The sequence below is a fragment of the Streptosporangium lutulentum genome, from assembly GCF_030811455.1.
GTDB classification, from domain to species: domain Bacteria; phylum Actinomycetota; class Actinomycetes; order Streptosporangiales; family Streptosporangiaceae; genus Streptosporangium; species Streptosporangium lutulentum.
The window spans coordinates 224561-248421 of the sequence record NZ_JAUSQU010000001.1; the positions used below are offsets into that span (position 1 = coordinate 224561).

The following is a 23861-nucleotide window of genomic DNA, read 5'->3' on the forward strand; positions in this document are numbered from 1 at the left end:
CGACGACGCACGCGAGCCGGACGCGATCCGGATCCGCGTCTCGGCCGTCCTGAGGCGCGACGCGTTCGAGTGCGAGACCGGTGCCGCCTGCACCCCCATGAGAGCATTCGGACGCATCTGGACCGGAGACACCGATCACTACTGGGATGGGGAGCGAGACATTGCCAGACCAAACACCAAGCCGTCGTGACGAGTACGCCGAGATGACTCGGCAAGAGGTCATCAAGGCCGCGCGGAAGCTGTACGCCGTGCCCGGCTACGCGCAGACCACGGTCGACAAGATCGCACGCGAGGCGCGTGTCTCCCCTGCCACCGTCTACGCCCAGTGTGGAGGCAAGGAGGGTCTGCTCCGGACCTTGATGGACATATGGACGACGAGCCCGACGGTGGGACAGATCATCGCCGACTCGGCGGCCGCGCCCACAGGCCGGACCAAGCTGGAGGTCCTGGCTGCGGGCTACGCCGCGCACGCCGCGGAGGCCGGCGACATCATGCGCATCGTCGAGCGCGCCGCACCCAGCTCCCCAGCCGCCCAGACATTCCTCGACGTCGCCGACCAACGCCACATCGAGGCGCTGGAGATGATCGTCGAGGGCATCGCCGGCAACGGCGACCTGGCCGAGGGACTCTCGGTCGAGGACGCAGCGAAGATCATCTTCTTCCACTTCCGCAACCCTCAACTGGTCCTCGCCGTGGAGACGTTCGGGTGGGGCGTCGAGCGAGGGACACGGTGGCTCGTGGATCGGGTCGCGGCCGCAATCCTCAAGGACTGACGGGGGCGGACGCGTCACTCCGTCGCGACTTCACAATTCGTCCACAGCGCGTCAATACGTTTCGGTGAGCACCCCAAGACAACGGGAACACCGGGCGAAGGCGGCACACAACATGGTCACGATCCATCACCGGTACGCCATGGTCGACGGCTACCAGATCTTCTACCGAGAAGCCGGGCCGAGAGACCGGCCCACCCTGGTGCTTCTTCACGGCTTCCCCGCAAGCTCTCTGATGTTCCGGCACCTCCTCCCACGGCTGGCGGATCGTTGGCACCTTGTGGCACCCGACCATGTCGGTTTCGGACTCTCCGACGCACCGACGGTTGACGAGTTCACGTACTCCTTCGACTCGCTCACCGATATCACGGGAGCTCTTCTTACGCAGCTCGGCATCGAGCGGTACTGCCTGTTCGTCCACGACCACGGCGCGCCGATCGGGTGGCGGCTTGCCCTGAGGGCACCGGATGCGGTCACGGCGATCATCACCCAGAACGGCAACGCGTACGCCGAGGGATTGCAGCCGGAGTTCTTCATCACGGTGTGCGACTACTGGAGAGAGCAGACCCCCCAGACCGAGGCCGGGGTTCGTCAGGCGTTCACCCTTGAGCTGACCCGCTGGCGGTACCTCGCGGGCGTGACAGACGAGACCTTGGTGGACCCCGCTACCTGGACTCACGATCACGACCTGCTGTCGCGGCCTGGCAACGACCAGGTGCAGCTCGCGCTGTTCCTGGACTACGCCACCAACCTGACGTTGTACCCCAAGGTGCACCGATACTTCCGTGAGCGGCAGGTTCCGCTGCTCGCCGTCTGGGGGAAGGGCGACCCGATCTTCGGACCCGCCGGGGCGCTCGCCTTCGCCACCGACCTGCCGGACGCCGAGGTCCGCCTGGTGGCCGGCGGCCACTTCCTGCTCGAGAGCGCTCTCGACGAGGTCGTGCCTCTCATCCGGGCATTTCTCGGCAAACACCTCTGACGCGCCCACTCCGGCCGCGCGGTCCACAGATCGGTCACTAGTCGTCCACCGCGCCTCCCTACCGTTGAAAGCGATGGCAGGAGCTCCCGAGGAGCAACCGACATCTCACGGACGCGCCGGACGGCGCGTTCCCACTGCCGCCACCGGCGGTTCGCCGAAGGAGAAGTCATGTCCAACACGCCCACTGTGGTCCTGGTCCACGGAGCTTTCGCCGATGCGTCCAGCTTCGCCCGAGTCGTCCCCGAACTGCTCGCCGACGGCACCCAGGTGCTGGTTCCCGCCGTACCCAACCGCAGCCTCGCCGGCGACGCGGCGTACGTCGCCTCCGTCGTCCGGCAGATCGAGGGCCCCGTCCTCCTTGTCGGTCACTCTTACGGCGGCGCAGTGATCACCGTCGCCGGTCGTGAGGACAACGTGGTGGGGTTGGTGTACCTGGCTGCCTACGTCCTCGACGAGGGCGAGAGCCTCGGGGCACTGCAGAGCCGCTTCCCCGACTCGCCGCTGGCCGGGGCCCTCGTTTACACGCCCTTCCCCGTCGAGGGCTCCGACGAGCCGGGCACCGATGTGTCGGTGGACATCTCCAGGTTCCCGGAGATCTTCGCCGCGGATGTGGACACCGTACTCACGCGCGCCCTGGCCGTTTCACAGCGACCGCTCGCCGGGGCCGCCTTCGGCGAGCCGGCAAGCACGGCCGCCTGGAAGGACCGGCCCGTGTGGGGGATCGTCGCTTCCTCCGACCAGGCCATCAACCCCGACGTCCAGCGGTTCGGCTACGCGCGCGCCCAGGCCAAGGTCACCGAGGTCGTCTCCTCGCATCTGGTGATGCACGCCCACCCGGCGGAGGTCGTCCGGGTGATCCGCGAGGCACTCGCTTCCGTGACCGTGTGACGACGCCGGCACCCGATCGAGCGTGACCCACCAGGAGGAGCCCAGGGCGGCGTCGCAGGCCCGGCCCGTCATGCCGACCCACGACAGGTGGCTCCATGACGAGGAGATGGCCCGGTGGGTACGGCTCCTCGGCGAGCAGGGGCGGGTCGCGGTCGCACCCGGCCGGCCTGGCGAGCAGCAGAGCGTGAGCGAGACGTGGGAACACGTCAGGTCCTGTCGGCGCCCACCGGTCATCGGACCCGTACACCTGATGGACCACTTCGCCGCGGTCGCTCGGTTGTTCCGCCGTCCCCGGTGACGGCGCGGCGGGACCTCACCCCCGTTGGTGCGCCGGGTCGCCGGACGCGACCACTCCCTCGTCGTCGACGACGGTTGGCTGGATGTCGCGCATGCCGTCGTCTCCTGGCTGAACGACGTCGACCCCCACCCGGACCCGGATCGAGGGTCGGCGGCGACGCTCCCGATGTCGCCATCGAGGCGGACGACCCGTCACCAACACTTCCTTGGATATCGAGATGAGAGGCAGGTAGGTCATGCAGTTTGGGATCTTCACCGTCGGTGACGTGACGACGGACCCCACCACCGGGCGCACCCCGTCCGAGCACGAGCGCATCAAGGCGCAGGTGGAGATCGCGAAGAAGGCCGAGGAGGTCGGCCTCGACGTCGTCGCGGTCGGCCAGCACCACAACCCGCCGTTCGTCGCGTCCTCCCCGACCACGACGATGGCCTACATCGCCGCGCAGACCGAGCGGATCATCCTCTCGACGTCCACGACGCTGATCACGACGACCGACCCGGTCCGGATCGCCGAGGACTACGGCACCCTCCAGCACCTCACCGACGGCCGGATGGACCTGATGCTGGGCCGCGGCAACACCGGCCCGGTCTACCCGTGGTTCGGCAAGGACATCCGCGAGGGGATCAACCTGGCCGTCGAGAACTACGCATTGCTGCATCGGCTGTGGCGAGAGGACGTCGTGGACTGGCAGGGCCGGTTCCGGACGCCGCTGCAGAGCTTCACCGCCACCCCGCGGCCGCTCGACGGTGTGCCGCCGTTCGTGTGGCACGGCTCGATCCGCAGCCCCGAAGTCGCGGAGCAGGCGGCTTACTACGGCGACGGCTTCTTCTCCAACCACATCTTCTGGCCGGCCTCGCACACCCGGCAGATGGTCGCGCTCTACCGACGCCGCTTCGAGCACTACGGCCATGGCACCGCCGACCAGGCGATCGTCGGTCTCGGCGGCCAGTTCTTCATGCGGAGGAACAGCCAGGACGCCGTGGCCGAGTTCCGCCGGTACTTCGACAACGCTCCGGTCTACGGCCACGGGCCCTCACTGGAGGACTTCGCCGCGCAGACTCCGCTGACCGTGGGCTCACCGCAGGAGGTGCTCGAGCGCACGCTGGCCTTCCGGGAGTACGTCGGCGACTACCAGCGCCAGCTGTTCCTCATCGACCATGCCGGCCTGCCGCTGAAGACGGTGCTCGAGCAGCTGGACCTGCTCGGCGAGCTGCTGCCAGACCTGCGCGCCGGCTTCGCCGAGGGCCGACCGGCGCACGTGCCCGACGCGCCGACCCACGCCTCCCTCGTGGCGGCCGCGGGCGGCCCGCACGACACGACCCTCCACGCCGTCGACGACGTGACCGGCACGACGGACCGCGACGAGGTCTCGGCGTGACGTCGCTCGTCGTCGTCTCGGCCGGGCTCTCGAACCCGTCCTCGACGTGGTTGCTGGCCGACCGGCTGGCTACGGCGACCGTTGAGACGTTCGAGGAGCTCGACGTCACCTACGTCGAGCTCCGCGGCCTCGCGCACCAGCTGACCGATCGGCTCCTGACCGGGTTCCCGGCGCCGGAGCTGGCGGCGGCGGAGCAGGCGGTCCGGAAGGCCGACGGACTGATCGTCGTCACGCCGGTGTTCTCGGCGTCGTACTCAGGCCTGTTCAAGATCTTCTTCGACGTTCTGGAGGCCGGCGCCCTCGACGGGACGCCGGTGCTGCTGGCCGCCACGGCCGGCACGGCTCGGCACTCGCTGGTGATAGAGCACGCCCTGCGGCCGCTGTTCGCCTACCTGCACGCCGTCGCGGTGCCGACCGGTGTCTTCGCCGCGACCTCCGACTTCGCCGGCACCGACCTCGGCTCCCGCGTGCTCCGCGCGGCCGGCGAGCTCGCCGTCCTGATGGGCAAGACCGGCGGATCGTCGGGCGCGGTCGCCGAGCGCCGGCATGTCGACGCGGACCTCGCCGCGGCGACACCTTTCGAGCAGCTTCTCCGACAGGCCGGCGCTCCCTCAAGCGCACGGACCGACCTGACTGCGTAGACCTGCTACCCAGGACATCAACGGGCTCGCGAACCCGACGGGCCTCACCGCACGGTGGTGGTGGCCGGACTGACGGTGTCGGCATGCCACGAGCCCGCGACCGCGCCGCGACGTCCGGCATCGGTCGACGGACGCGTGTCGTGCCCGTCCGCCGTGATGACTCGGACAGCTGCTCTTCCCCTGGCGCCTTCCTCCGCTCCGAGAGCACCAGCGGCACTCGAACCTCCCGACACCCGGGGACCGCGATTGCCCGCGTCCGGCAAGGAGGACGGGAGGCCGTCGTCAGGTCGTTCCCACTCAACCGGTCATGCACAAGAACGTCAGTCTCTTCGCTCCGGCTTCCCAGACATATCGCTTGATCCCATCAACTCATCAGGAGTCACAATGAAGATCTTCCGCGCACGACGGCTGCACGCGGTCAGCGTTCTCACCCTCATCGGGATGCTGCCCCTGACCGGTGTCTCCGCAACTCAGGTGATCGGCAACGCGGGCGGTCGACAGTCAGTGACGAGCACGGCGCCTTCAAGTGAGTCGGAGCCCAAGCCCACGGTGGTGCTTGTCCACGGGGCCTGGGCGGACTCCTCGGGATGGGCGAAGGTCACCAGTGACCTGCAAGCCCAGGGCTACCAGGTCCTCGCGCCGCCGACTCCGCTGCGTGGGCTACGCGAAGACTCGGAGTACCTCGCCGCATTCCTCCGTGACCGAACCACCGGCCCGGTCGTCCTGGTCGGCCACTCGTACGGAGGAGCCGTCATCACAAACGCCGCCAGATCGGACAAGGACGTCGAGGCCCTCGTCTACATCAACGCGTTCGTTCCCGACGCGGGTGACAGCATCCTTGGGTTGCTGGACCCGAACCACGAGCTCGACCCGGCCGATCTCTTCGACTTCGTGCGGTACCCGGGCGCTCCGGACGGCGACTACGACCTCTACCTGAAGCAGAGTGTCTTCCCGGGCGCCATCGCGAACGGGATCCCGGCACGGGCTGCGGCTGCGATGGCTGCGGCCCAGCGGCCCGTCACCCTCAGCGCGCTCACGGCTGAGTCCGGCGCGCCGGCCTGGAAGTCGCTGCCGAGCTTCTACCTGCTCGGGACCCAGGACCACATCGTCCCCGTCGCCTTGCAGAGCGCGATGGCCAAGAACGCAGGGGCCAAGATCACCAGAGTCAAAGCGGGGCACCTCCCGATGATCACCAACCCGCACACCGTCGAGGCACTGATCGTCGAGGCCGATCGGTCGACGCCGACCAGGTAGGCAACGCGATCCCGAGCCACCGGGCCGTCTGCGCCCTGCGCAGACGGCCCGGTGACGTGCGCGGCCGAACCTGCCGGACCTTGCCCGGCTCGTCTGAGGCTGTTCGAACGGAGACGCCCCCTGAGTGGTCATGGGACGTCTCATCCCAGCAGTCGGCGCTGCCGGCTCGGCGCAACGGTGCACAGGGTCTTCACTCTTCCTCCACTGCACCCACGTAGCTTCGGCGACCTGGCCGCCCAGTCGCGGCTTTTCCTACATCGCAACGACAAAGCAGACCGCGAGCATGAGGCTCGCTCCGACGAGGGGGACAGATGAGCCGCAACTACCATTCGATCGCATTCACCGAGCCGGTCCTGGACGCGCAGGACCGGTACGGAAGCCGGACCGCTGTCCACCGCACGGACCGGCATCTCGCCAGCCCGAGGCCTTCGAGCATCGGGGCGGCAGACAGGACGGGCTCAGCTCCGAACACCGAGGCTGCGGAGACCGATGGACTCGATCAGATCAAGGATCCCTTGGGCCGCACCGAACGAGACTTCATCGCCGGGCGGGACGGCTTCTATCTGGCGACGGTCGCCACCAGCGGTTGGCCGTACGTCCAATTCCGCGGCGGCCCACCAGGATTCGTGACAACCCCCGACGGGCACACCCTGGCTTGGGCCGACTTCCGAGGCAATCGTCAGTACATCAGCACCGGCAACGTGGCGCACGACCCGCGCGTATCCATCATCTTCATGGACTACGCCCGCCGGCTGCGCCTCAAGATCTTCGGAGTCGCGACCATCAACGATGTACGCCACCGAGGACCGTCGTCAAGTGCGTCCGCGGTCCCGGGGTACCGGGCGATCGTCGAACGTGAGGTGCGCGTCGAGGTCAAAGCGTTCGACTGGAACTGCCCTCAGCACATCACTCCGCGCTACACAGCCGAGGAAGTGGCGCCCTTGCTGCAACCGCTTCGGCGCCGCATTGACGCCCTAGAGGCCGAGAACGACCTTCTTCGCGTCCGGGTCGCATCATTCCTGTCGGACCCCGAGACACGTCTATCCCAGCCACAACAACCGGAGGAGAGCCGGTGAACGACGACAACATCCTGGACCGGATCACCGCACTGGTCGATCGTGAGCACAAGTTGCGCAGTCATCGGGCAGACGGCTCCCTGGACGAACGGACCGAACACCATGAGCTGCACGCGGTCGAGGCGGAACTCGATCAGTGCTGGGACCTTCTCCGCCAACGTCGCGCGAAGCGGGACTTCGGCGGAGACCCTGATGAGGCCGTCCCCAGGTCCGCTTCAGTGGTCAAGAGCTACTGGCAGTAGGTCGGGGACAGGGCTCGACCTGGGCTCTGCTGCCTGCAAGTAGCCCGAAGGCGACGAGCCTGCAACTTCGCGAAGCAGGCTCTCATGAGCCGCACCAACGTCCACAGCCGTCGCGATTCGAACGGCCGGAGACGTCCGTTCGGTGATCAGTGCCGTCCCGGCGAGGGTCGTTCAGCCTCTCGCTCCGAGCCACCTTCCGAGGATCCGACTCGGTTTCCGACCTTTCCCGCGGCGCGGCCAACAACAGTGGTTGTCGCCGGTAGCCACCGCGAATGTTCCTGAACTTTCGGGGGGCGCACCCTGATCTTTGGGAACGCGTGGCCGTACACCGCGTCCCCTGGGAAGGTCGTGGCGTCCCCCTCGGAATCCGTGCCAGGGGGGACAGGGCGGAGGACGCCGCACAGAAACCCTTCACGCCATGCGCAAGAGACGAGAGGCGAGCCGGATCAGCACCGATCACCATCGCCATCGGCAAGGGCTAGTACTACAGTCATGTTTCGTGATCTATAACTGGATCTTGTTGTGGCGGAGCCAGCGTTTCCAATAGTGGCTGCTGCGGGCGCGGGCTTGGTGGGCGCGTCGGTTGTGCGACCAGGTGAGAGCCCGTTGAAGGATCTGATCGATCGGGTGGATGGCGGCGCTGGTCAGGTGTGCCAGGAGACGACGGATCTCGGCTGGGGTGAGGGGGACCAGGCCGCGCGTGCTTTTGGGGCGTTGGCAGCGGTGACGGCGAGGTAGGCGTGGGCGAGCATGGCCAAGGTGATGTGGCGGTGCCAGCCGTCGTAGCGGCGGACCTGGTACTGGTCCAGGCCGACTTCGTTCTTGGCCGATTGGAAGCATTCCTCGATCGCCCAGCGGGCGCCGGCGATGCGAATGAGCTGGTCCAGGGTGGTGTCTGTGGGTCCGAAGCACAGATAGAAGGCCAGTTCCAGCTCGCCCCGGTCATTGGGCGTAAGGCTGCGGCGCACCAGCAGCCACCGCTGGAAGCCGCCGGGTCCGCCGAGGTGATCCTCCGAGTGGGGCGGCAGGGTCGCCATCGCCCAGTCATACAACCTCAGTCCCTTGGTCCCCTCGCCCGCCGACAGGCGTTTCCACGCCTGCTCAGGCGCATCTGCGGTCACCGCATCAGCTCGTGAGCCGGTGTTGCCGTAACCGATGCCAGCGCCGACCGACTGACTTTTGGGTACGGCGACCACATACCCGACCTTGCGTTTCTCCAGGTAGAGACGGAACTTGTGATCCTGGCCGTACGCCTCGTCCGCGGTCACCCAGGAAGCGGGTACTCCGCCTTCCAGGGCCCGGCCCAGCATCGCTGCCGCCAGCGCCGGCTTGGTGGCGAACCCCACCTCCTTCGGGACGCCGGCCTGCTCGCAGCGATCCCGGTCGCTCAGCCAGGACTTCGGCATATACAGCTCGGCATCCATCAACGCCCGCCCTCGTGGCGTCGCGTACGCGAGAAACACCCCGAGTTGGCAGTTCTCCACCCGGCCCGCTGTCCCTGAATACTGCCGCTGAACCCCGGCCGATCGGGTGCCCTTCTTGACGAACCCGGTCTCATCCACGATCAGCACGCCGCCCGGATCCCCAAGCTGCTCGATCACATAATCACGCAGGTCAATGCGGACATCTCGAGGATCCCACCGCACGTTGTTCAGCAATCGCTGCATCCGATGAGGGTGGGAATCACCTGCGGCCTCCGCCAGTTGCCAGCCGTTCTTACGCTCCACCGGCGCCAGTAGCCCGACGAGATATGCCCGCGCCTGCCGACGCGGCTCTACCCGACCGAACCGACTCGCGACCCGCGCGAACAATCCATCCAGCCCTGCTGCCCAAGACTGCAGATCCTCAGACGTCACTACATCCGACACAAGACAAACTATAGATCACGAAACATGACTGTAGTACTAGTACTCCAGCCGTAGATCGAGATGAGTAGCGGTAAGAGGAGGCTCTACCTGCCGAGGTCAGGGGTGTGCCCGGGTGTGCCCGGGTGTGCCCGGGCAGATCCTGAGTGATACGCGGACGGCCACCGCTGTGACCATTCAGGTGCGATGGAACTGAAGACCATGCGGTGGCCGCGTTGGCCAGAGTAGAACACCTCGACGCTCCTCGCCTGCAGGCCGGATTGGATGACGCGTTCGCCCAGGTGGCGGGCCGGTTCAGACGGCGCGAGGTCCGGCTGCGCGCCCGAGCCTGTATCCAGGGGCTACTGTCCGGTCTGGAACGCAAGACCAGCTGGTCACTGGCCGAATACGCCGGCGAGAAGACACCCGACGGCATGCAACGGCTGTTCACGACCGCGAAGTGGGACGTCGACGGGGTCCGCGATGACATACGCGACTACCTGATCGAGCACCTGGGCGCCCCTGATGGGGTGCTGGTGGGCGATGACACCGGCTTTGAGAAGAAGGGCACCCACTCCGCAGGAGTGCAACGGCAGTACACCGGCACCGCCGGGAAGATCACCAACTGTCAGATCGGCGTGTTCCTCGGCTACGCCTCCACCCGAGGCCGCGCCCTGCTGGACCGGGAACTGTATCTTCCCCATCTGTCGTGGATCGCCGATACCGACCGATGCGCGCAGGCGAGAATCCCTGATGAGACGGGGTTTGCCACCAAGCCGCAGTTGCTGCGGGCGATGATCGAGCGGGCGATCACCGCCGGGGTGCCGTTCTCCTGGGTGACGGCCGATGAGGCCTACGGCGACAACGGCCCCCTGCGACGTTTCCTGGAAACCGGGCAGATCGGCTACGTGCTGGCCGTGGCCTGTGACCATCAGATCACCACCGGCGCGGGCAAGGTCCGGGCCGATGTCATCGTCAAGAAGATCCCCAAAGCCGCCTGGCAACGACTCTCCTGCGGCCCTGGAGCCAAAGGAGAGCGACGCTATGACTGGGCGCTGATCGCCACCACCAGCCCGGCTCACCGCTTGCTGGTCCGCCGCTCCCTCAGCAAGCCAAGGAGCTGAGACCCGGATCCAGCGGGCGGAGCGAAGTGCGACTGCTCTTCGTTTTCGACCCTTGGCGTCAAGCTGTGTTCCTGGTCGCCGGAGACAGGTCGGGTGACTGGAGCGGTTGGTATGACGTGGCGATCAAAGCGGCAGAGGTGCGTTTTGCCCGGTACCTCGAGGAGAGGGAACAATGAGCGATCAGGCGGTGACATGGGAGGAACTGCGTGCTGAGCTTGTCCAGCCCGGCGACGAGCAGGAGGTCGCCCAACTCCGCGATGAGCTGGTAGCTCGTCAGCGCGCCTACCAACTCGCTGAAGCCAGACGCAAGCTTGGCCTGCGGCAGGAGGATGTCGCTCAGGCGATGGGCGTGTCACAGGCCCGCATCTCGCAGATCGAGAGTGGCGTGATCAGCGAAGTTGCCACCTTGGCCGCTTATGTGACGGCGCTCGGAGGTCAGCTCAAGATCGTGGCAGATTTCGGCGACTCTGCCATGGTGCTCGATATGCCTCGCGGTCGCCGTACTGGGTGATCGTGTCCATGATGGATGCTGCGGTTCCCTTGTTCTTCTCTCCTTGCGGACTTTCGCGTTGCTGCCGCGCAGTCTGGCCGCGTGTCGTACTTGAGTGACCAGCCGGGTGACAACGACGGGGACGGGGCCGGACGCCAGTGGGCAGGCGTGGACCGTACGCCCAGGTCGGAGCCGGTGGGTGGTGTGCGGCGAGCGCGGCCTTCATCGGCGGCCACTGCCGTACCACCGGAGCGCGTCCGCCGGATCCGCGACTGCCTCTGCGGGGCGTAGCGCCCGCAGAAGGCCACCTCGGCAAAACGGCGGAGAGTTACCTGGCCGGGCTCCACCTGCGGGGCGCCGTCGTTCGGATGTGAATCCTCCGGCCCGCCTGAAGATCCGAATTCAGAACAGGCTCCAGAAGGCCGCGCGTACGGAGTCGTGTCTCATCCGCTCCGTGAGGTCTTTGAGGCTCGCGCCCGAGCCGATCGCGATCGTGTTCCCGATGTGCCGGAGATCGTGAAAGTGCAGGTGTCAGAGGCGGGTTCGCTGGATTTTCCGCGATCGCCACCGGGGTTCCCGGGATCCGGAGCTTGCCAACCGGCGGTCATGGGTTACTGTTCTAGAACAGAGTGTTCTAGAACAGTAGGGGGAGAAGGCGCTCATGGGAGAGATGTCCTGGTCCGGTCGGCAGGGCGTCGCGGTGCCCGCCGCCGCCCGCGCGATGAGCGACCCCGGCGCCACCGGCCGGTTCGGGACCTACGGCGGTCGGTACGTGCCGGAGTCGCTGATCCCGGCTTGTCACGAGATCGAGGCGGCGTTTCGTGAGGCCTGGAGCGACCCCGAGTTCCGCGGCAGGCTCGACACCCTGCTCACGGTCTACGCCGGTCGGCCCACTCCGCTGACCCCCGCCTGGAGGCTCTCCCATGAGCTCGGCATCACCCTGTTCCTCAAACGCGAGGACCTCGCGCACACCGGCTCACACAAGATCAACAATGTGATCGGCCAGGCGCTGCTCGCTCACCGCATGGGCAAGGAACGGCTGCTGGCCGAGACCGGCGCAGGCCAGCACGGCGTCGCCACGGCCACCGCCGCGGCGCTCCTGGGCCTCAAGGCGACCGTGTTCATGGGCGAGCGCGACATCGAACGGCAGGAGCTCAACGTTCTGCGGATGAACGTGCTGGGCGCGGAGGTCGTGCCGGTCACGACCGGGAGCCGCACCCTCAAGGACGCCTGCAACGAGGCGATGCGGCACTGGGTGTCGTCGGTGGACGACTCCTACTACTGCATCGGGTCGGTGATGGGCCCGCATCCCTATCCGTGGATGGTGCGCGAGTTCCAGCGGGTGATCGGTGAGGAGGCCCGCGCCCAGTGCGCCGCCGAACTCCCCGTCGGTGTGCCCGACTACGTGGTCGCCTGCGTCGGCGGCGGCTCCAACGCCGCGGGCACGTTCGCCGGCTTCGCCGACACCACCGCCCGGCTCGTCGGGGTCGAGGCCGAGGGCGGCGCGGCGGCGACCTTCGGCAGGGTCGGGGTGCTGCACGGCTTCCGCTCGCTGGTCCTCCAGGACGAGGACGGCCAGGTGACGGAGGCCCATTCGGTCGCGGCCGGCCTCGACTACCCGGGGATCGGCCCCGAGCACGCCCATCTACGCGATGGAGGGCGTGCCCGCTACGAGACCGTGAACGACGAAGAGGTCGTCCAGGCGCTGCTGTGCCTGGCCCGCACCGAGGGGATCCTGGCCGCGCTGGAGTCCTCGCACGCCGTGGCCTGGGTGATCCGGGCCGCCAAGTCCGGCGAGATCGCGCCGGGGTCGACCGTGATGCTGACTCTCTCCGGCAGGGGAGACAAGGACATCGCCTCCATCAAGGAGCTGCTGTGACCGAGTCCCTGGAAGAATTCCTGATCGCACGCCGTGGCGCGGGGCGTCCCCTGCTGGTGCCCTACGTCACCGCCGGGGTCACCCCCGGGTGGACGGACGTCGTCCACGCCTACGCCGACGCCGGAGCCGACGCCGTCGAGCTGGGCTTCCCCTTCTCCGATCCCATGCTGGACGGCGTCACGATCCAGGAGGCCGCAGGCCGGGCGATCGCGGCCGGGACCACGGTCAGGGGGATCCTCAAGGAGGTCGCGACGCTCGACGTCGACGTGCCGCTCATCGCGATGACCTACAGCAATCTGGTGGTGCAGCGGAGCGCCGCGGAGTTCTGCGCGGCGCTCACCGCGAGCGGGCTGCGCGGGCTGATCGTGCCCGACTCACCCCTGGAGGAGGTCGGGGAGCTGGCGGACGCCGCGGCGGCCGAGGGCCTGGATCTCGTACTGCTCGCCGCTCCGTCCTCCTCCCGGGCCGAACTGCGTGAGATCACCGAGCGCAGCCGGGGCTTCGTCTACGCCCTGACCCACATGGGCACCACCGGCGAGCGCGGCGAGATTCCCGAACAGGCCGCCCGGCTCGGCCGCGAGCTCAAGGGACTCACCGACCGGCCGGTCCTGTTCGGTTTCGGAGTCTCCAACCCGGCGCAGGCCGCCGAGCTGGCGGGTCATGCCGACGGTGTCGTGGTGGCTTCGGCGCTGATGCGCAAGCTCCTCGACGGCGCCCGGCCACACGAACTGGGAGAATATGTGGCGAGCATTCGACGCGCACTCGCCTAGGAGTCAGATGAGCAGTACGCCCCGCTACCGCGCCATCGCCGACGACCTGACCCAAAAGATCAAGTCGGGCCACTACCGCGCGGGCGAGGCGTTGCCCGCGCAGCGTGAGCTCAGCGCCCTCTACGGCGTGACGATGATGACGCTGCGGCAGGCGTTGCAGGTCCTCAGCGGCGAGGGTCTGATCGTCCAGCGGGCCGGCCGCGGCACTTATGTGACGCCGGCCAGCGCGGAGTACCCCCTCGACACGCTGCGCAGTCTCGGCGACGATCTGCGCAGGCAGGGTTACCCCCTGCGGACCGAGGTGCTGTCGGCCGCGATCCGGCAGGCCCCGCGCTCGCTCACCCGGCTGCTGGGCGACGCGCCGGCCGGCCGCCGGGCCCTCCGGCTGGCACGCGTACGGCATCTGCTGGGTCAGCCCGCCGTTCACCAGATCTCCTGGATCATCGAGCCGCACGCCTCAGCGATCAAGGGGACCGACTTCACCGAGACCCCGCTGTACACCGCGCTCACCGACGTCGGCGCGCGAGTGCACCGGGCGACCGAACGGGTCAGGCCGGCCCTGCTCACCGGCCTGGTCGCGGCGCGGCTGCGGCACCCGGAGGGCAGCCCGGTCTTCGTCAGTGAACGGGCGACCTATGACGACCAGGGCGCCCTGGTCGTCATGGACCACGCCACGATCCTCGGCGAGTGGATGGAGATCAGGACCGAGCGCAAGGCCACGGACCTGTCGCTGCACTGGGCCTCCCAGCGCTGACCGTCCACGGTTTCTCGGTGGCTCACCGCGGTGTTCGCTTACACCGCCCCCAATTGACGATCACCCCCTTCGGCGTCGTCTGGCCCGTGCTCTCGGCGTCTCGGTCGGCGGGGCGTCATCCTTTGATCGCAGGGAGACGCGACCCCGGGCGGATGACGCCCCGCCCCGGCTCACCAGGTCTTGCCTGCCTGCTCGCGGATCGTGCGGTTGATCGTGTTGAAGAAGGTGGTCATCGCGATGTTCAGGGTGATCGCGGACAGCTGGTTCTCGTCGAAGTGGGCGGCGGCGACGTCCCAGATCTCGTCGGTCACGCCCGGCGCGCCGTCCTGGATTCGGGTGGCGGCCTCGGTCAGCGCGAGCGCGGCCCGCTCCTCCTCGGTGAAGAAGGGTGTCTCGCGCCACGTGACCACGTTGTGCAGCCGCTCATCGGTCTCTCCGTGCTTCTTGGCCGACGCGATCCCAGCGAAAACGCACGGGCTGCAGCCGTTGATCTGGCTGGCCCTCAGGTGGACCAGTTCGAGCAAGCGCGGGTCGACGCCACCGGCGTGAACAGCCTTATAGAGGTGCTGGATCGCGGTGGACACGTCGGGATTCGCCGTGCTCTTCATACGTGCTTCCATGGGTCTTGCCCCTTCATCGGTTACCTGCGCCCGTCCGGGCTCGTCATCACCTATGACGAGGCAGATCCGAGGAAGGTAACAACATGTCCGACCCCAGCCCGACGGACCCGGTGGCCGCGGCGTTCGAGGCCCAGCGCGACCGGCTGCGAGCGGTCGCCTACCGGATGCTCGGATCGCACGCCGACGCCGAGGACGCGGTCCAGGAGGCCTGGCTGCGGCTCTCCCGCCAGGACACGGAGACCATCCACAACCTCGCCGGCTGGCTGACCACCGTGGTCGGCAGGATCAGCCTCGACGTCCTGCGATCGCGCCAGGCCCATCCTGAGGCGTCCTACGACGACCGGCTGCCCGAGCTCGTCGTGACGGTCGACGACGGCCCTGCGCCAGAGGACGACGTGGCGCTCGCCGACTCGGTCGGGCTCGCGCTCCTCGTCGTCCTCGAGTCTCTCGGACCGAGCGAGCGGCTGGCGTTCGTACTGCACGACCTGTTCGCAGTGCCGTTCGACGAGATCGGCCAGATCCTCGGCAAGTCCACCGACGCCACCAAGATGCTCGCCAGCCGCGCCCGCAGGAAGGTGCAGGCGACCGAGCGGCCGACGGCCACCGGACGGGAGCAGCGACAGGTCGTCCAGGCCTTCCTGGCGGCGGCTCGCCGCGGCGACTTCGAAGGGCTGCTGCGCGTGCTCGACCCCGAGGTGAGGCTGACCGTCGACACCCCCGACGGTGTGATCGTCACCCTCGGCGCCACCGGGGTCGCGGCCGGTGCGCAGCTGGGCGCCGGCGCAGCCGCGCGGGGGCGAGCGGTGCTCGTCAACGGCCTTCCCGGGCTCGTATCTTGGCGCGAGGACGGCGCCCCGCTCTCGGTCATGGCGTTCACCGTCGTCGACGGCCGGATCGCCGGCATCACGGTCGTGACCGACCCGGCCAGGCTCGCGTCGATGGATCTGCCGGATCCGGGGTGAGCCACCGCCGAGGCGGTCGCCGCGGTGCGGGCAGGCGGCGCTCGTCGCACGACTCCGACCGGGTGCGTGAGGGCTGGAAAGTCCCACGCGCCAGGGGCTTCGTCACCGGGTGACTGCGCGGCGCTCGCGCGAAGGGGCGTCGCGTCAGGGCACGACGGTGACCGGCCAGCGGCCGGCGCGGACCAGGCGGATCGCCACCGACCCCATGATGCGGTGACCGGCCTGGGCCGAGGCGCCCACGACCACGGCATCGGCTCTGACCTCGTCGGCGACCTTGATCAGTACGGACGCGACGTCGCCACGTTCGGTCCGGAAGCTGTACGGGACCCGGGGATGGAAACGCTTCGCGAGATCGTCGATCTGTTCGAGCAGTTCGGCCCCCACCTGCTCCTGCGCCTGGATGGCCGACACGCTGGCATCGGGGATGAACGCGGTGATCGTGCCGAGGGCGGCCACGAAGACGAAGATCACCTCGGAGCCCTGGCGGCGAGCGAGCCCCCACGCGTAGGCGCCGGCGCGGAGCGAGGTATCTGAGCCGTCGACGCCGACGACGATCACCTTCGGGCCGTCGGTGCCAATCTCGAAGCCGTGCATGGCCTGAGCTTACGGCCGTCCACGTGCAGGCCCGTGCCGAGGGGTGGCGCAGCCGCGCGGGCGGTCCGGAAGGCCGGCGGGACCGGCCGGTACGAGGCGTCGCCACCAGGACGACGGCCCGTTCGGCCGGTTCGGCCACCATGCCCCCGAACGGTGGGGCAACGGGCGGGACGCGTGGGCGGAGAGCCCGAAGGATCCCGCGGACGGCTATCGGGCGTTCACAGCTCCCGTTCGAGGCGTGCCGCGACCTCTCGGTATCGGCTGACCGGCACCAGGTGCACACCGTCGAAGGCGCCGCTGTCGCGAATGGCCAGGATCTGCTCGCAGGCCGCCTCGACCCCGGCACCGCGGTCTCGCTCGACGTCGTCGACCAGCTGGGCGGGGATGTCGATGTCCGGGATGGCGGCCGCCAGGTTGCGGGCCATGCCCGCGCTGGCCAGCACCATCACCCCGGCATAGACGGGAACCTGCAGGGAGACGCTCTCGCGCCAGCGCAGCAGCGCGTCAACCGAGTAGCTGACCTGGACGAACACGAAGTCCGCCGCGCTCTTCCACGCGGGAACCGGGCGCAGGCCGGACGTGACGCCGATCTGGAAGGGGCGGCAGCCGGCGAACGCCGGATCCTCGGCCGCGCCACGTGCTTGCTCGATCATGCTCCGCACCGTCAGGTCGCTGGTACGCCCGCCCGCGGTGGGCTTGTCGCCGTAGACGAACAAGAACCGCTCCACCCCGTACGCGGCGGCCGTCAGCAGGTCCCTGCGGAGCCCCAGCAGGTTGCGGTCCCGGGAGTTCAGGCACGCGATGCCGCGGGCACCCATCGCCTGCACCTCGTGGGCGACCGCCACACTCGACACGGTCGCCCGCCCGATGTGGTTGTCGGGGATGAGGAACGAGTCCGCCACCGGGCTCAAGACGCCGATCTGGTGGCGCACCCGCGTCAGGTCCGGACGGGTAGGGGGTTCGATCTCGCAAACCAACTCGAAACGGCGATCAGGCATGTCGTGACCCTACCGGCAACGCGCTTGCCGATGACTTCACCCATGGTTCCGCCGTCCACACCGGCGTCGGGCCGCTGCCGTCCGGAGACCGGCCGTCCACGTCGCCCGTCGGCGCCCTCCGGGAGCGGTGGGTCCGAACGACGCGGTGGGCTCGGACACCCTGCCGTGCTCGGACGTCGCGGTGGGCTGGGACACCCTGCCGTACCCGCGCGCCGGGTCAATCTGCCTGAGCCGATCCCAGATTTGAGGGTTTCACCCCAGGAGGCTGACGATATCGCGTGAAAGTTTCAACAGAAGGTTCAGCGATACCGTTTAAGGCATGACTCCTGGCATCAAGGACACCGCTCATGCCGTCGAGGCCGCCGCCGTCATGAGACTGCTGCCGGCCCGGCCGCGGCTGCTCGCACTGGGCGAGCCCACCCACGGTGAGGACACCCTGCTCGACCTGCGGAACGAGCTCTTCCAGCAGCTCGTCGAGCAGGAGGGCCACCGGTCGATCACGATCGAGAGCGACTGCATGACGGGCCTGGTCGTGGACGACTACGTCACCTCGGGCACGGGCACCCTCGACGAGGTCATGGAGCGCGGCTTCAGCCACGGGTTCGGCGCCTCGGCGGCCAACCGCGAGCTCGTGCGCTGGATGCGCGCGTACAACGACGGCCGGCCCGCGTCCGAGCGGCTCCGTTTCGCCGGGTTCGACGCCCCGCTGGAGATGACCGGCGCCGCGAGCCCCCGGCAGGCCCTCGTCGGGCTCCACGACTACCTCGCGGCCCGGGTGGACGCGGACCTGCTCCCTTGCGCCGCGGAAACGCTCGACCGTCTGCTCGGCGCCGACGACCGGTGGACCAATGCCGCCGCGGTGATGGACCCGTCCCAGTCCATGGGGCGATCGGCCGAGGCCGGGGAGCTGCGGCTGCTCGCCGACGATCTGGTGGCACTGCTCGACGCGCAGACGCCGTGCCTGATCGCGGCGTCCTCGCGGGACGACTGGGACCGGGCTCGCCTGTACGGGCGCACCGCCACCGGACTGCTGCGCTACCACTTCTGGATGGCCGACACGTCACCGGGCCGCATGGCGCGGCTGCTGGGCCTGCGGGACTCGATGATGGCCGCCAACCTTCTCGCCCTCGCCGAGCGGGGCCCGGCGCTGGTCCACGCCCACAACCGGCATCTCCAGCGGGACAAGAGCACGATGCGGCTGGGCGGCATGCCGCTGGAGTGGTGGAGCGCCGGCGCGCTCGTCGGCGCCCGCCTGGGCGAGGGGTACGCCTTCCTGGCCACGGCCCTCGGCACGATCCGCCACCACGGTGTGGGCGCCCCGCCTCCGGACACCGTCGAAGGGCTCCTGTACGCGCTCCCGGAGGACCGCTACGTCGTCGACGCCCCTCGACTGGCCGCCATCCTCGACGACGCGCAGCCCGCCCCCCGCGTGTCCCCCTGGTTCGGCTACTTCCCGCTGGACCCGGCCCACCTGGCCGGAAACGACGGGATCGTGTTCGTCAAGGACGTCCCGCGGAGCTAGATTCCTCCAGCCGCGGCGCGACGACCACCGACGGCGCCGCCGTCCCCGCCGCGGAGCCGCGACCGAGCCGCGATCGAGCCGCGACCGAGCCGGGATCCGGCTGCCCCGCTGCTCGCGGTCCCGCACGCGGGCCTCGATCGCGTGCGGGATCTCGGGGTGGGCCGCCGGCCCGGGGGAGGGCGGTGCCGGTGGTCGACGAGATCGCCACCGGCTTCGGCGAAAAAACAGGTTTCCCGCCCGCGCCGGGTTCAATACACTCGCCACGAACCACGCGCTGCCACGACGTCGCAGCGCGCGCCTTGACGAGTGAGGGGAGCAGGCCGTGCGCTATCGCATCGCTGTCGTCATTCCCCGGTCACGGTACGAGGTGATCCTGGTGTCTTCGTTGATGCCCGGTGCCGGCCGCGCGGCCCGCACCGGACGTCCGTGACGAACGTCTGACCCCTTTCTGTTCGATGCCACGCTGACCGATCGGGTGTGTCCCGATGCGGTCGCGCCTCATCAGGGGTTTCCGTATGGCCTGACCTCAGGCTCTTTCGTCCGGGAAACGCGCTGTCCTATTCGGATCATTCTGAAGGGCCATAGGCCGTGCGTACCAACCTGCACCGTCATCCCACCGACCCGCTGACCGGCGTCCGCAATCTGGGCATCCTCGCCCACGTTGACGCGGGCAAGACCACCATCACCGAACGGATCCTGTACGTCACCGGCGCCACCTACAAGCGTGGCGAGGTCCACAACGGGACGACCGTCACCGACTTCGACTCCCAGGAGCGCGATCGTGGGATCACCATCTTCGCCGCGGCGGTGAGCTGCGTCTGGGACGATCACCGGGTCAATCTGATCGACACTCCGGGCCACGTCGACTTCTCCGACGAGGTGGAGCGCTCGCTGCGCGTGCTCGACGGCGCGATAGCGGTGTTCGACGGCGTCGCGGGTGTCGAGCCGCAGAGCGAGTCGGTGTGGCGGCAGGCCGACCGGTACGGGGTGCCGCGGATCGCCTTCGTCAACAAGCTGGATCGCGCCGGCGCCGACCTCGACACGGCGGTCGCGTCGATCCGCGAGCGGCTGCGGGTGACCCCGCTGGTCGTCCAGCTGCCGATCGGGCAGGAGGAGGAGTTCACCGGAGTGGTGGACCTGCTGCGCATGCGATCGCTGACCTGGTCCGACGGCCGCGACACGCTCAGGGAGGGCCCGGTGCCGGACGCCCTGCTGGAGGAGGCGCACCGCCGTCGCCGGCTGCTGGAGGAGGCGGTGGCCGAACTGCACCCGATCGCGTTGGAGGAGTTCTGCACGGAGGCGGCGATCTCCGCACAGACCCTCGCCGTCGCGCTGCGCGACCTGACCCGTACCGGTGAGGGCGTGGTGGTGTTGTGCGGATCGGCCTACCGCAACCGCGGGATCGAGCCGCTGCTGGACGCCGTCGTGGCCTGTCTGCCCTCGCCGCTGGACGTGCCGGCGGTACGCGGCACCCAGGACGGCACCCGGGACGGCACGGTGCAGGAGCGGGCCGCCGACCCGGCGGCGCCGTTCGCCGCGCTGGTCTTCAAGGTGAGTTCGACCGCCACCGGGCGGCTGACCTACCTGCGGGTGTACTCGGGAACGATCGAGAGGGGGGACGCGGTGCTGGACGCCGGCGCGCGGCGCACCGAGCGGGTCGGCCGGATCCTGCGGGTGCAGGCCGACCGGCACACGGAGGTGGACCGGGCGGTGGCCGGGGACATCGTCGCGGTGGTCGGGCTGAAGGCGGCCCGCGCCGGGGCCACTCTGTGCGCCCTCACGGCGCCGCTGGTCCTCGAACCACCGGCCGTGGCCGACCCGGTGGTCTCCATGGCGGTCGAGGTCCGCAGGTCCACCGATACCGGCCGGTTCGCGTCGGCGTTGGCACGGCTGGCCGAGGAGGATCCGTCGCTGGTGGTCCGGACCGACCCCGAGACCGGTCAGACGGTGCTGTCGGGGATGGGCGAGCTGCATCTGGAGGTCGCGGTGGAGAAGATCCGCCGTGCTCACGGGCTTGAGATCAGTATCGGCCGGCCGCAGGTGGCCTACCGGGAGACGGTCGTCCGCGGGGTGTCCGGGTTGCTGTACCGGCACGTCAAGCAGGACGGAGGCGCCGGTCAGTTCGCCCACGTCGTCCTCGACGTGGAGCCGCTGGAGATCGCCCCGGACGCTGCCCGTGACAACGGCGGCGCGGCGGGCTTCGTGTTCCGCTCGACCGTCACCGGTGGACGGGTTCCGCGGGAGTACGTCCGGGCGGTGGAGGCCGGTTGCCGGGACGCCCTGGTCGAGGGCCCCCTCGGCGGCCATCCGGTGACCGGCCTGCGGGTCACGCTGACCGACGGAGCCACCCATCCCAAGGACTCCTCGGAGATGGCGTTCCAGACGGCCGGCCGGTTCGCGTTGCGGGAGGCACTGCGCGCCAGCGTGATGGTGCTCCTCGAACCGCTGGTCGAGGTCACGGTCACCGTGCCCGACGACGCCATCGGCGGGGTGCTGGGGGACCTGGCGGCACGGCGCGGCCGGGTCTCGGGCTCGACCTCGCGGGCGGGCACGGTGGTGGTCACCGCGACCGTGCCGCTGGCCGAGCTGTTCGGCTACGCGACCCGGTTGCGTAGCCGGACCCAGGGCAGGGGAATCTTCACCACCCGGGCCACCGGGTACGCCCCGGTGCCGAGCGAGGTGTCCAGCGGAACGCCGCCCCGGTAGAACCCGGCGACGGCCCCGCCCGCACATGGGCGGGGCCGTCGCCGGCCGGATCGACCTCGAAGCCGTCATCACGGAACTCGCCCGCACGCCCGACGCGCTTTCCGGAACCCGGTCCACGGGCGGTGGGCAAGTTTTTGATCTACGTTGTAAAGGAATACGGCCGGGAGCAGAACCGGACCGAGGCGCCGCCCTCATGCCGCCGGTCACGTGAGGAGCGCGCCTCGGTCCAGCCCCACGGCGCGCCTGGCCGACGGACGGGTTTCACACCCGGCCGCACCGCCACGCATGCGAAGTACTGCCTTTTACGGTTGTTCATGAAAGTTTCGTGACCGCGTGTCGGGGGTGCCGGCCGGTGACTGTGTGTGAAGAATGTTCGGGCGGCCGGGGATGGGGGTTCGGTCGCGATGTCACGGTTCGCCTCGGTGTCTGGTGGCCATCCGCCGAGGTGTGAAGCTTGACAAGCCGAGTCGTGATCTTTGTCCGTTCGCCCGGCGTCCACGATGCAAACCGTCCGCCGCCATCCGGTCGTATGGGCGTGTATGTGCGTTTCGCCTCCAAAGACAACCCCCACCGCAAAGCATGGGAGGGCTTCGGCAATGTTCAGGCGCAAGGTCGCGATCGCGACCGCCCTGGTCGCCGCCGGCGTGGCCACCGTAAGCGTCGTCAGGGTGTTCGGCGACGCGTCGGTCGCGTACGCGGCGACCACCACCTTGACTCCGGTCGCCGACACCTACGTCGACACAACCTCCGCCACCACCAACTACGGCACCTCCGGCCAGCTCGGTGTGGACGACTCACCGGTCAAGCGGATGTTCCTGCGCTTCGACGTCTCCGGTCTGACGGGGATCAGCGGCGCGAAGCTCCGGATCCACACCGACGACGTCTTCGGTGCGAAGAGCGACAACGGCGGCACCTTCACCGCGATGAGCAACGTCAGCTGGTCGGAGACCGGGGTGACCTCGAACAACCAGCCCGCCATCGACGGCGCGACCCTCGGCTCGCTCGGTGCCGTCACGCGCAACGCGTGGTACGAGATCGACGTGAGCTCGTACGTCAAGGGCAACGGCTCCTTCAGCATCGGCGTCACCTCCTCCAGCGGCGACGGCGCGGACTTCGACTCGCGCGAGAGCGGCTCCACCGCTCCGCAGCTGGTGCTCACGACCGGCGCGGCCCCGTCCCCCACGCCCACCCCCACGCCGCCGGCGGGTGACCCGGTGCTGGTCGGCGCGGGCGACATCGCCGGCTCCGGCAGCGGAGACACCGCGACCGCCGCCCTGCTGGACGGCATCCCGGGAACGGTGTTCACCGCGGGCGACGAGGCCTACCCGAACGGCTCGGCCTCGAACTTCTCCACTTACTACGAGCCCACGTGGGGCCGGTTCAAATCGCGCACCCGTCCGGTCGCCGGCAACCACGAATACGTCACGCCGGGCGCCTCGGCTCATTACGCCTACTTCGGCTCCGCCGCGGGCGACCCGGCCAAGGGGTACTACTCCTACAACCTCGGCGGCTGGCACGTGGTGGCGCTCAACTCCAACTGCTCGGCGGTGGGCGGCTGCAACGCGGGCTCGGCGCAGGAGAAGTGGCTGCGCGCCGACCTCGCGGCCAACTCCAGGGCGTGCACGTTCGCCTACTGGCACCACCCGCGCTTCACCTCAGGCGCGAACCACGCGCCCGACACCTCGGTGAGCCCCCTGGTGCAGGCGCTGTACGACAACAACGCCGACGTGATCGTCACGGGCCACAACCACCAGTACGAGCGGTTCGCCCCGATGAATCCCAGCGGGCAGCTCGACAACACGCGTGGCATCCGGCACTTCGTCATCGGAACGGGAGGGGCCGGTCTCTACAGCTTCGGCACGATTCTGCCCAACAGCCAGGTGCGTAACAACGACACCTTCGGCGTCGTGAAGTTCACCCTTCACGCAGGCGGCTACACCTGGCAGTTCGTGCCCCAGGCGGGCAAGACCTTCACCGACGGCGGCACCACCGCCTGTCACTGATCGACGATCCGTCTGTCACACGGCGCCGCACCCGGCGTGCACCGCACGCCGGGCGCGGCATCCCTCTCA

Annotated in this window: 23 protein-coding genes and 1 pseudogene; 19 read left to right on the plus strand and 5 right to left on the minus strand. The window is 69.0% G+C overall.

Annotation, left to right across the window (positions count from 1 at the left end; translation table 11 throughout):
- The first annotated feature begins 203 nt into the window (after positions 1-203).
- The 4 genes from J2853_RS00940 to J2853_RS00955 all read left to right on the plus strand — a co-directional run bounded on the left by J2853_RS00940 (position 204) and on the right by J2853_RS00955 (position 2935).
- Complete coding sequence (locus tag J2853_RS00940; protein WP_307553912.1) at positions 204-773, plus strand: TetR/AcrR family transcriptional regulator; 570 nt, start codon at positions 204-206, stop codon at positions 771-773.
- A 112-nt stretch (positions 774-885) separates the two neighbouring features.
- Entirely contained in the window at positions 886-1749 is an 864-nt protein-coding gene (locus tag J2853_RS00945) for an alpha/beta fold hydrolase (protein WP_307553915.1), read from the plus strand.
- Between the two features lie 168 nt (positions 1750-1917).
- Positions 1918-2637 carry an alpha/beta fold hydrolase gene (locus J2853_RS00950; RefSeq protein WP_307553917.1) on the plus strand — a complete coding sequence of 240 codons (720 nt, stop codon included), beginning with the start codon at positions 1918-1920 and terminating at the stop codon, positions 2635-2637.
- A 22-nt stretch (positions 2638-2659) separates the two neighbouring features.
- Positions 2660-2935 (plus strand): hypothetical protein, encoded by a 276-nt coding sequence (locus tag J2853_RS00955; protein ID WP_307553919.1) that lies wholly within the window; start codon positions 2660-2662, stop codon positions 2933-2935.
- Positions 2936-2950: 15 nt separating this feature from the next.
- On the opposite strand, the gene J2853_RS00960 is transcribed toward J2853_RS00955, so the two are convergent.
- Complete coding sequence (locus J2853_RS00960; RefSeq protein WP_307553921.1) at positions 2951-3130, minus strand: hypothetical protein; 180 nt, start codon at positions 3128-3130, stop codon at positions 2951-2953.
- A gap of 40 nt (positions 3131-3170) precedes the next feature.
- Between J2853_RS00960 and J2853_RS00965 the strand changes: the two genes are divergently transcribed.
- From J2853_RS00965 to J2853_RS00985, 5 genes are all read left to right on the plus strand, one after another.
- A complete protein-coding gene (locus tag J2853_RS00965) occupies positions 3171-4313 on the plus strand; it encodes an LLM class flavin-dependent oxidoreductase (protein WP_307553924.1) in 1143 nt (380 codons plus the stop codon).
- Complete coding sequence (locus tag J2853_RS00970; RefSeq protein WP_307553926.1) at positions 4310-4954, plus strand: CE1759 family FMN reductase; 645 nt, start codon at positions 4310-4312, stop codon at positions 4952-4954. The genes J2853_RS00965 and J2853_RS00970 overlap by 4 nt, the downstream gene beginning before the upstream one ends.
- A 384-nt stretch (positions 4955-5338) precedes the next feature.
- On the plus strand, positions 5339-6208 hold the full coding sequence (locus tag J2853_RS00975) for an alpha/beta fold hydrolase (RefSeq protein ID WP_307553928.1): 870 nt from the start codon (positions 5339-5341) through the stop codon (positions 6206-6208).
- Between the two features lie 311 nt (positions 6209-6519).
- The gene (locus tag J2853_RS00980) at positions 6520-7284 is read left to right on the plus strand and encodes a pyridoxamine 5'-phosphate oxidase family protein (protein ID WP_307553930.1); all 765 of its coding nucleotides are present in this window, start codon (positions 6520-6522) and stop codon (positions 7282-7284) included.
- A complete protein-coding gene (locus tag J2853_RS00985; RefSeq protein ID WP_307553932.1) occupies positions 7281-7526 on the plus strand; it encodes a DUF2630 family protein in 246 nt (81 codons plus the stop codon). The genes J2853_RS00980 and J2853_RS00985 overlap by 4 nt, the downstream gene beginning before the upstream one ends.
- Before the next feature lie 644 nt (positions 7527-8170).
- Here J2853_RS00985 and J2853_RS00990 read toward each other — a convergent pair.
- On the minus strand, positions 8171-9382 hold the full coding sequence (locus J2853_RS00990) for an IS701 family transposase (protein ID WP_307568552.1): 1212 nt from the start codon (positions 9380-9382) through the stop codon (positions 8171-8173).
- Positions 9383-9606: 224 nt separating this feature from the next.
- Between J2853_RS00990 and J2853_RS00995 the strand changes: the two are divergent.
- The 6 genes and pseudogenes from J2853_RS00995 to J2853_RS01020 form a co-directional block, all read left to right on the plus strand.
- Positions 9607-10485: pseudogene (locus J2853_RS00995) on the plus strand (IS701 family transposase); the annotation flags it as partial.
- A gap of 35 nt (positions 10486-10520) precedes the next feature.
- On the plus strand, positions 10521-10670 hold the full coding sequence (locus J2853_RS01000) for a hypothetical protein (RefSeq protein ID WP_307553934.1): 150 nt from the start codon (positions 10521-10523) through the stop codon (positions 10668-10670).
- Positions 10667-11005 (plus strand): transcriptional regulator, encoded by a 339-nt coding sequence (locus tag J2853_RS01005; RefSeq protein ID WP_307553935.1) that lies wholly within the window; start codon positions 10667-10669, stop codon positions 11003-11005. Before J2853_RS01000 ends, J2853_RS01005 begins: the two co-directional genes overlap by 4 nt.
- 640 nt (positions 11006-11645) lie before the next feature.
- On the plus strand, positions 11646-12863 hold the full coding sequence (gene trpB, locus J2853_RS01010) for a tryptophan synthase subunit beta (RefSeq protein ID WP_307553937.1): 1218 nt from the start codon (positions 11646-11648) through the stop codon (positions 12861-12863).
- Positions 12860-13633: a tryptophan synthase subunit alpha gene (gene trpA, locus J2853_RS01015; protein ID WP_307553939.1), complete on the plus strand. Its 774-nt coding sequence runs from the start codon at positions 12860-12862 to the stop codon at positions 13631-13633. The genes trpB and trpA overlap by 4 nt, the downstream gene beginning before the upstream one ends.
- A 7-nt stretch (positions 13634-13640) precedes the next feature.
- Positions 13641-14387 carry a GntR family transcriptional regulator gene (locus J2853_RS01020; protein WP_307553941.1) on the plus strand — a complete coding sequence of 249 codons (747 nt, stop codon included), beginning with the start codon at positions 13641-13643 and terminating at the stop codon, positions 14385-14387.
- 170 nt (positions 14388-14557) lie between these two features.
- On the opposite strand, the gene J2853_RS01025 is transcribed toward J2853_RS01020, so the two are convergent.
- A complete protein-coding gene (locus J2853_RS01025) occupies positions 14558-15007 on the minus strand; it encodes a carboxymuconolactone decarboxylase family protein (RefSeq protein ID WP_307553944.1) in 450 nt (149 codons plus the stop codon).
- 83 nt (positions 15008-15090) lie between these two features.
- Between J2853_RS01025 and J2853_RS01030 the strand changes: the two genes are divergently transcribed.
- Positions 15091-15969 (plus strand): sigma-70 family RNA polymerase sigma factor, encoded by an 879-nt coding sequence (locus J2853_RS01030; RefSeq protein ID WP_307553946.1) that lies wholly within the window; start codon positions 15091-15093, stop codon positions 15967-15969.
- Positions 15970-16113: 144 nt separating this feature from the next.
- Here the strand turns inward: J2853_RS01030 and J2853_RS01035 are convergent, their stop codons facing one another.
- On the minus strand, positions 16114-16563 hold the full coding sequence (locus J2853_RS01035) for a universal stress protein (RefSeq protein ID WP_307553948.1): 450 nt from the start codon (positions 16561-16563) through the stop codon (positions 16114-16116).
- 218 nt (positions 16564-16781) lie between these two features.
- Positions 16782-17561, minus strand: coding sequence for a methylenetetrahydrofolate reductase (locus J2853_RS01040; protein WP_307553950.1), 780 nt, complete (start codon positions 17559-17561; stop codon positions 16782-16784).
- A 319-nt stretch (positions 17562-17880) separates the two neighbouring features.
- On the opposite strand from J2853_RS01040, the gene J2853_RS01045 reads away from it, so the two are divergent.
- The 3 genes from J2853_RS01045 (at position 17881) to J2853_RS01055 (ending at position 23792) form a co-directional block, all read left to right on the plus strand.
- The gene (locus tag J2853_RS01045) at positions 17881-19083 is read left to right on the plus strand and encodes an erythromycin esterase family protein (RefSeq protein WP_307553952.1); all 1203 of its coding nucleotides are present in this window, start codon (positions 17881-17883) and stop codon (positions 19081-19083) included.
- A gap of 588 nt (positions 19084-19671) precedes the next feature.
- Complete coding sequence (gene fusA, locus J2853_RS01050) at positions 19672-21789, plus strand: elongation factor G (RefSeq protein ID WP_307553954.1); 2118 nt, start codon at positions 19672-19674, stop codon at positions 21787-21789.
- Positions 21790-22385: 596 nt separating this feature from the next.
- Positions 22386-23792: a CBM96 family carbohydrate-binding protein gene (locus J2853_RS01055; RefSeq protein ID WP_307553956.1), complete on the plus strand. Its 1407-nt coding sequence runs from the start codon at positions 22386-22388 to the stop codon at positions 23790-23792.
- Positions 23793-23861 lie beyond the last annotated feature (69 nt).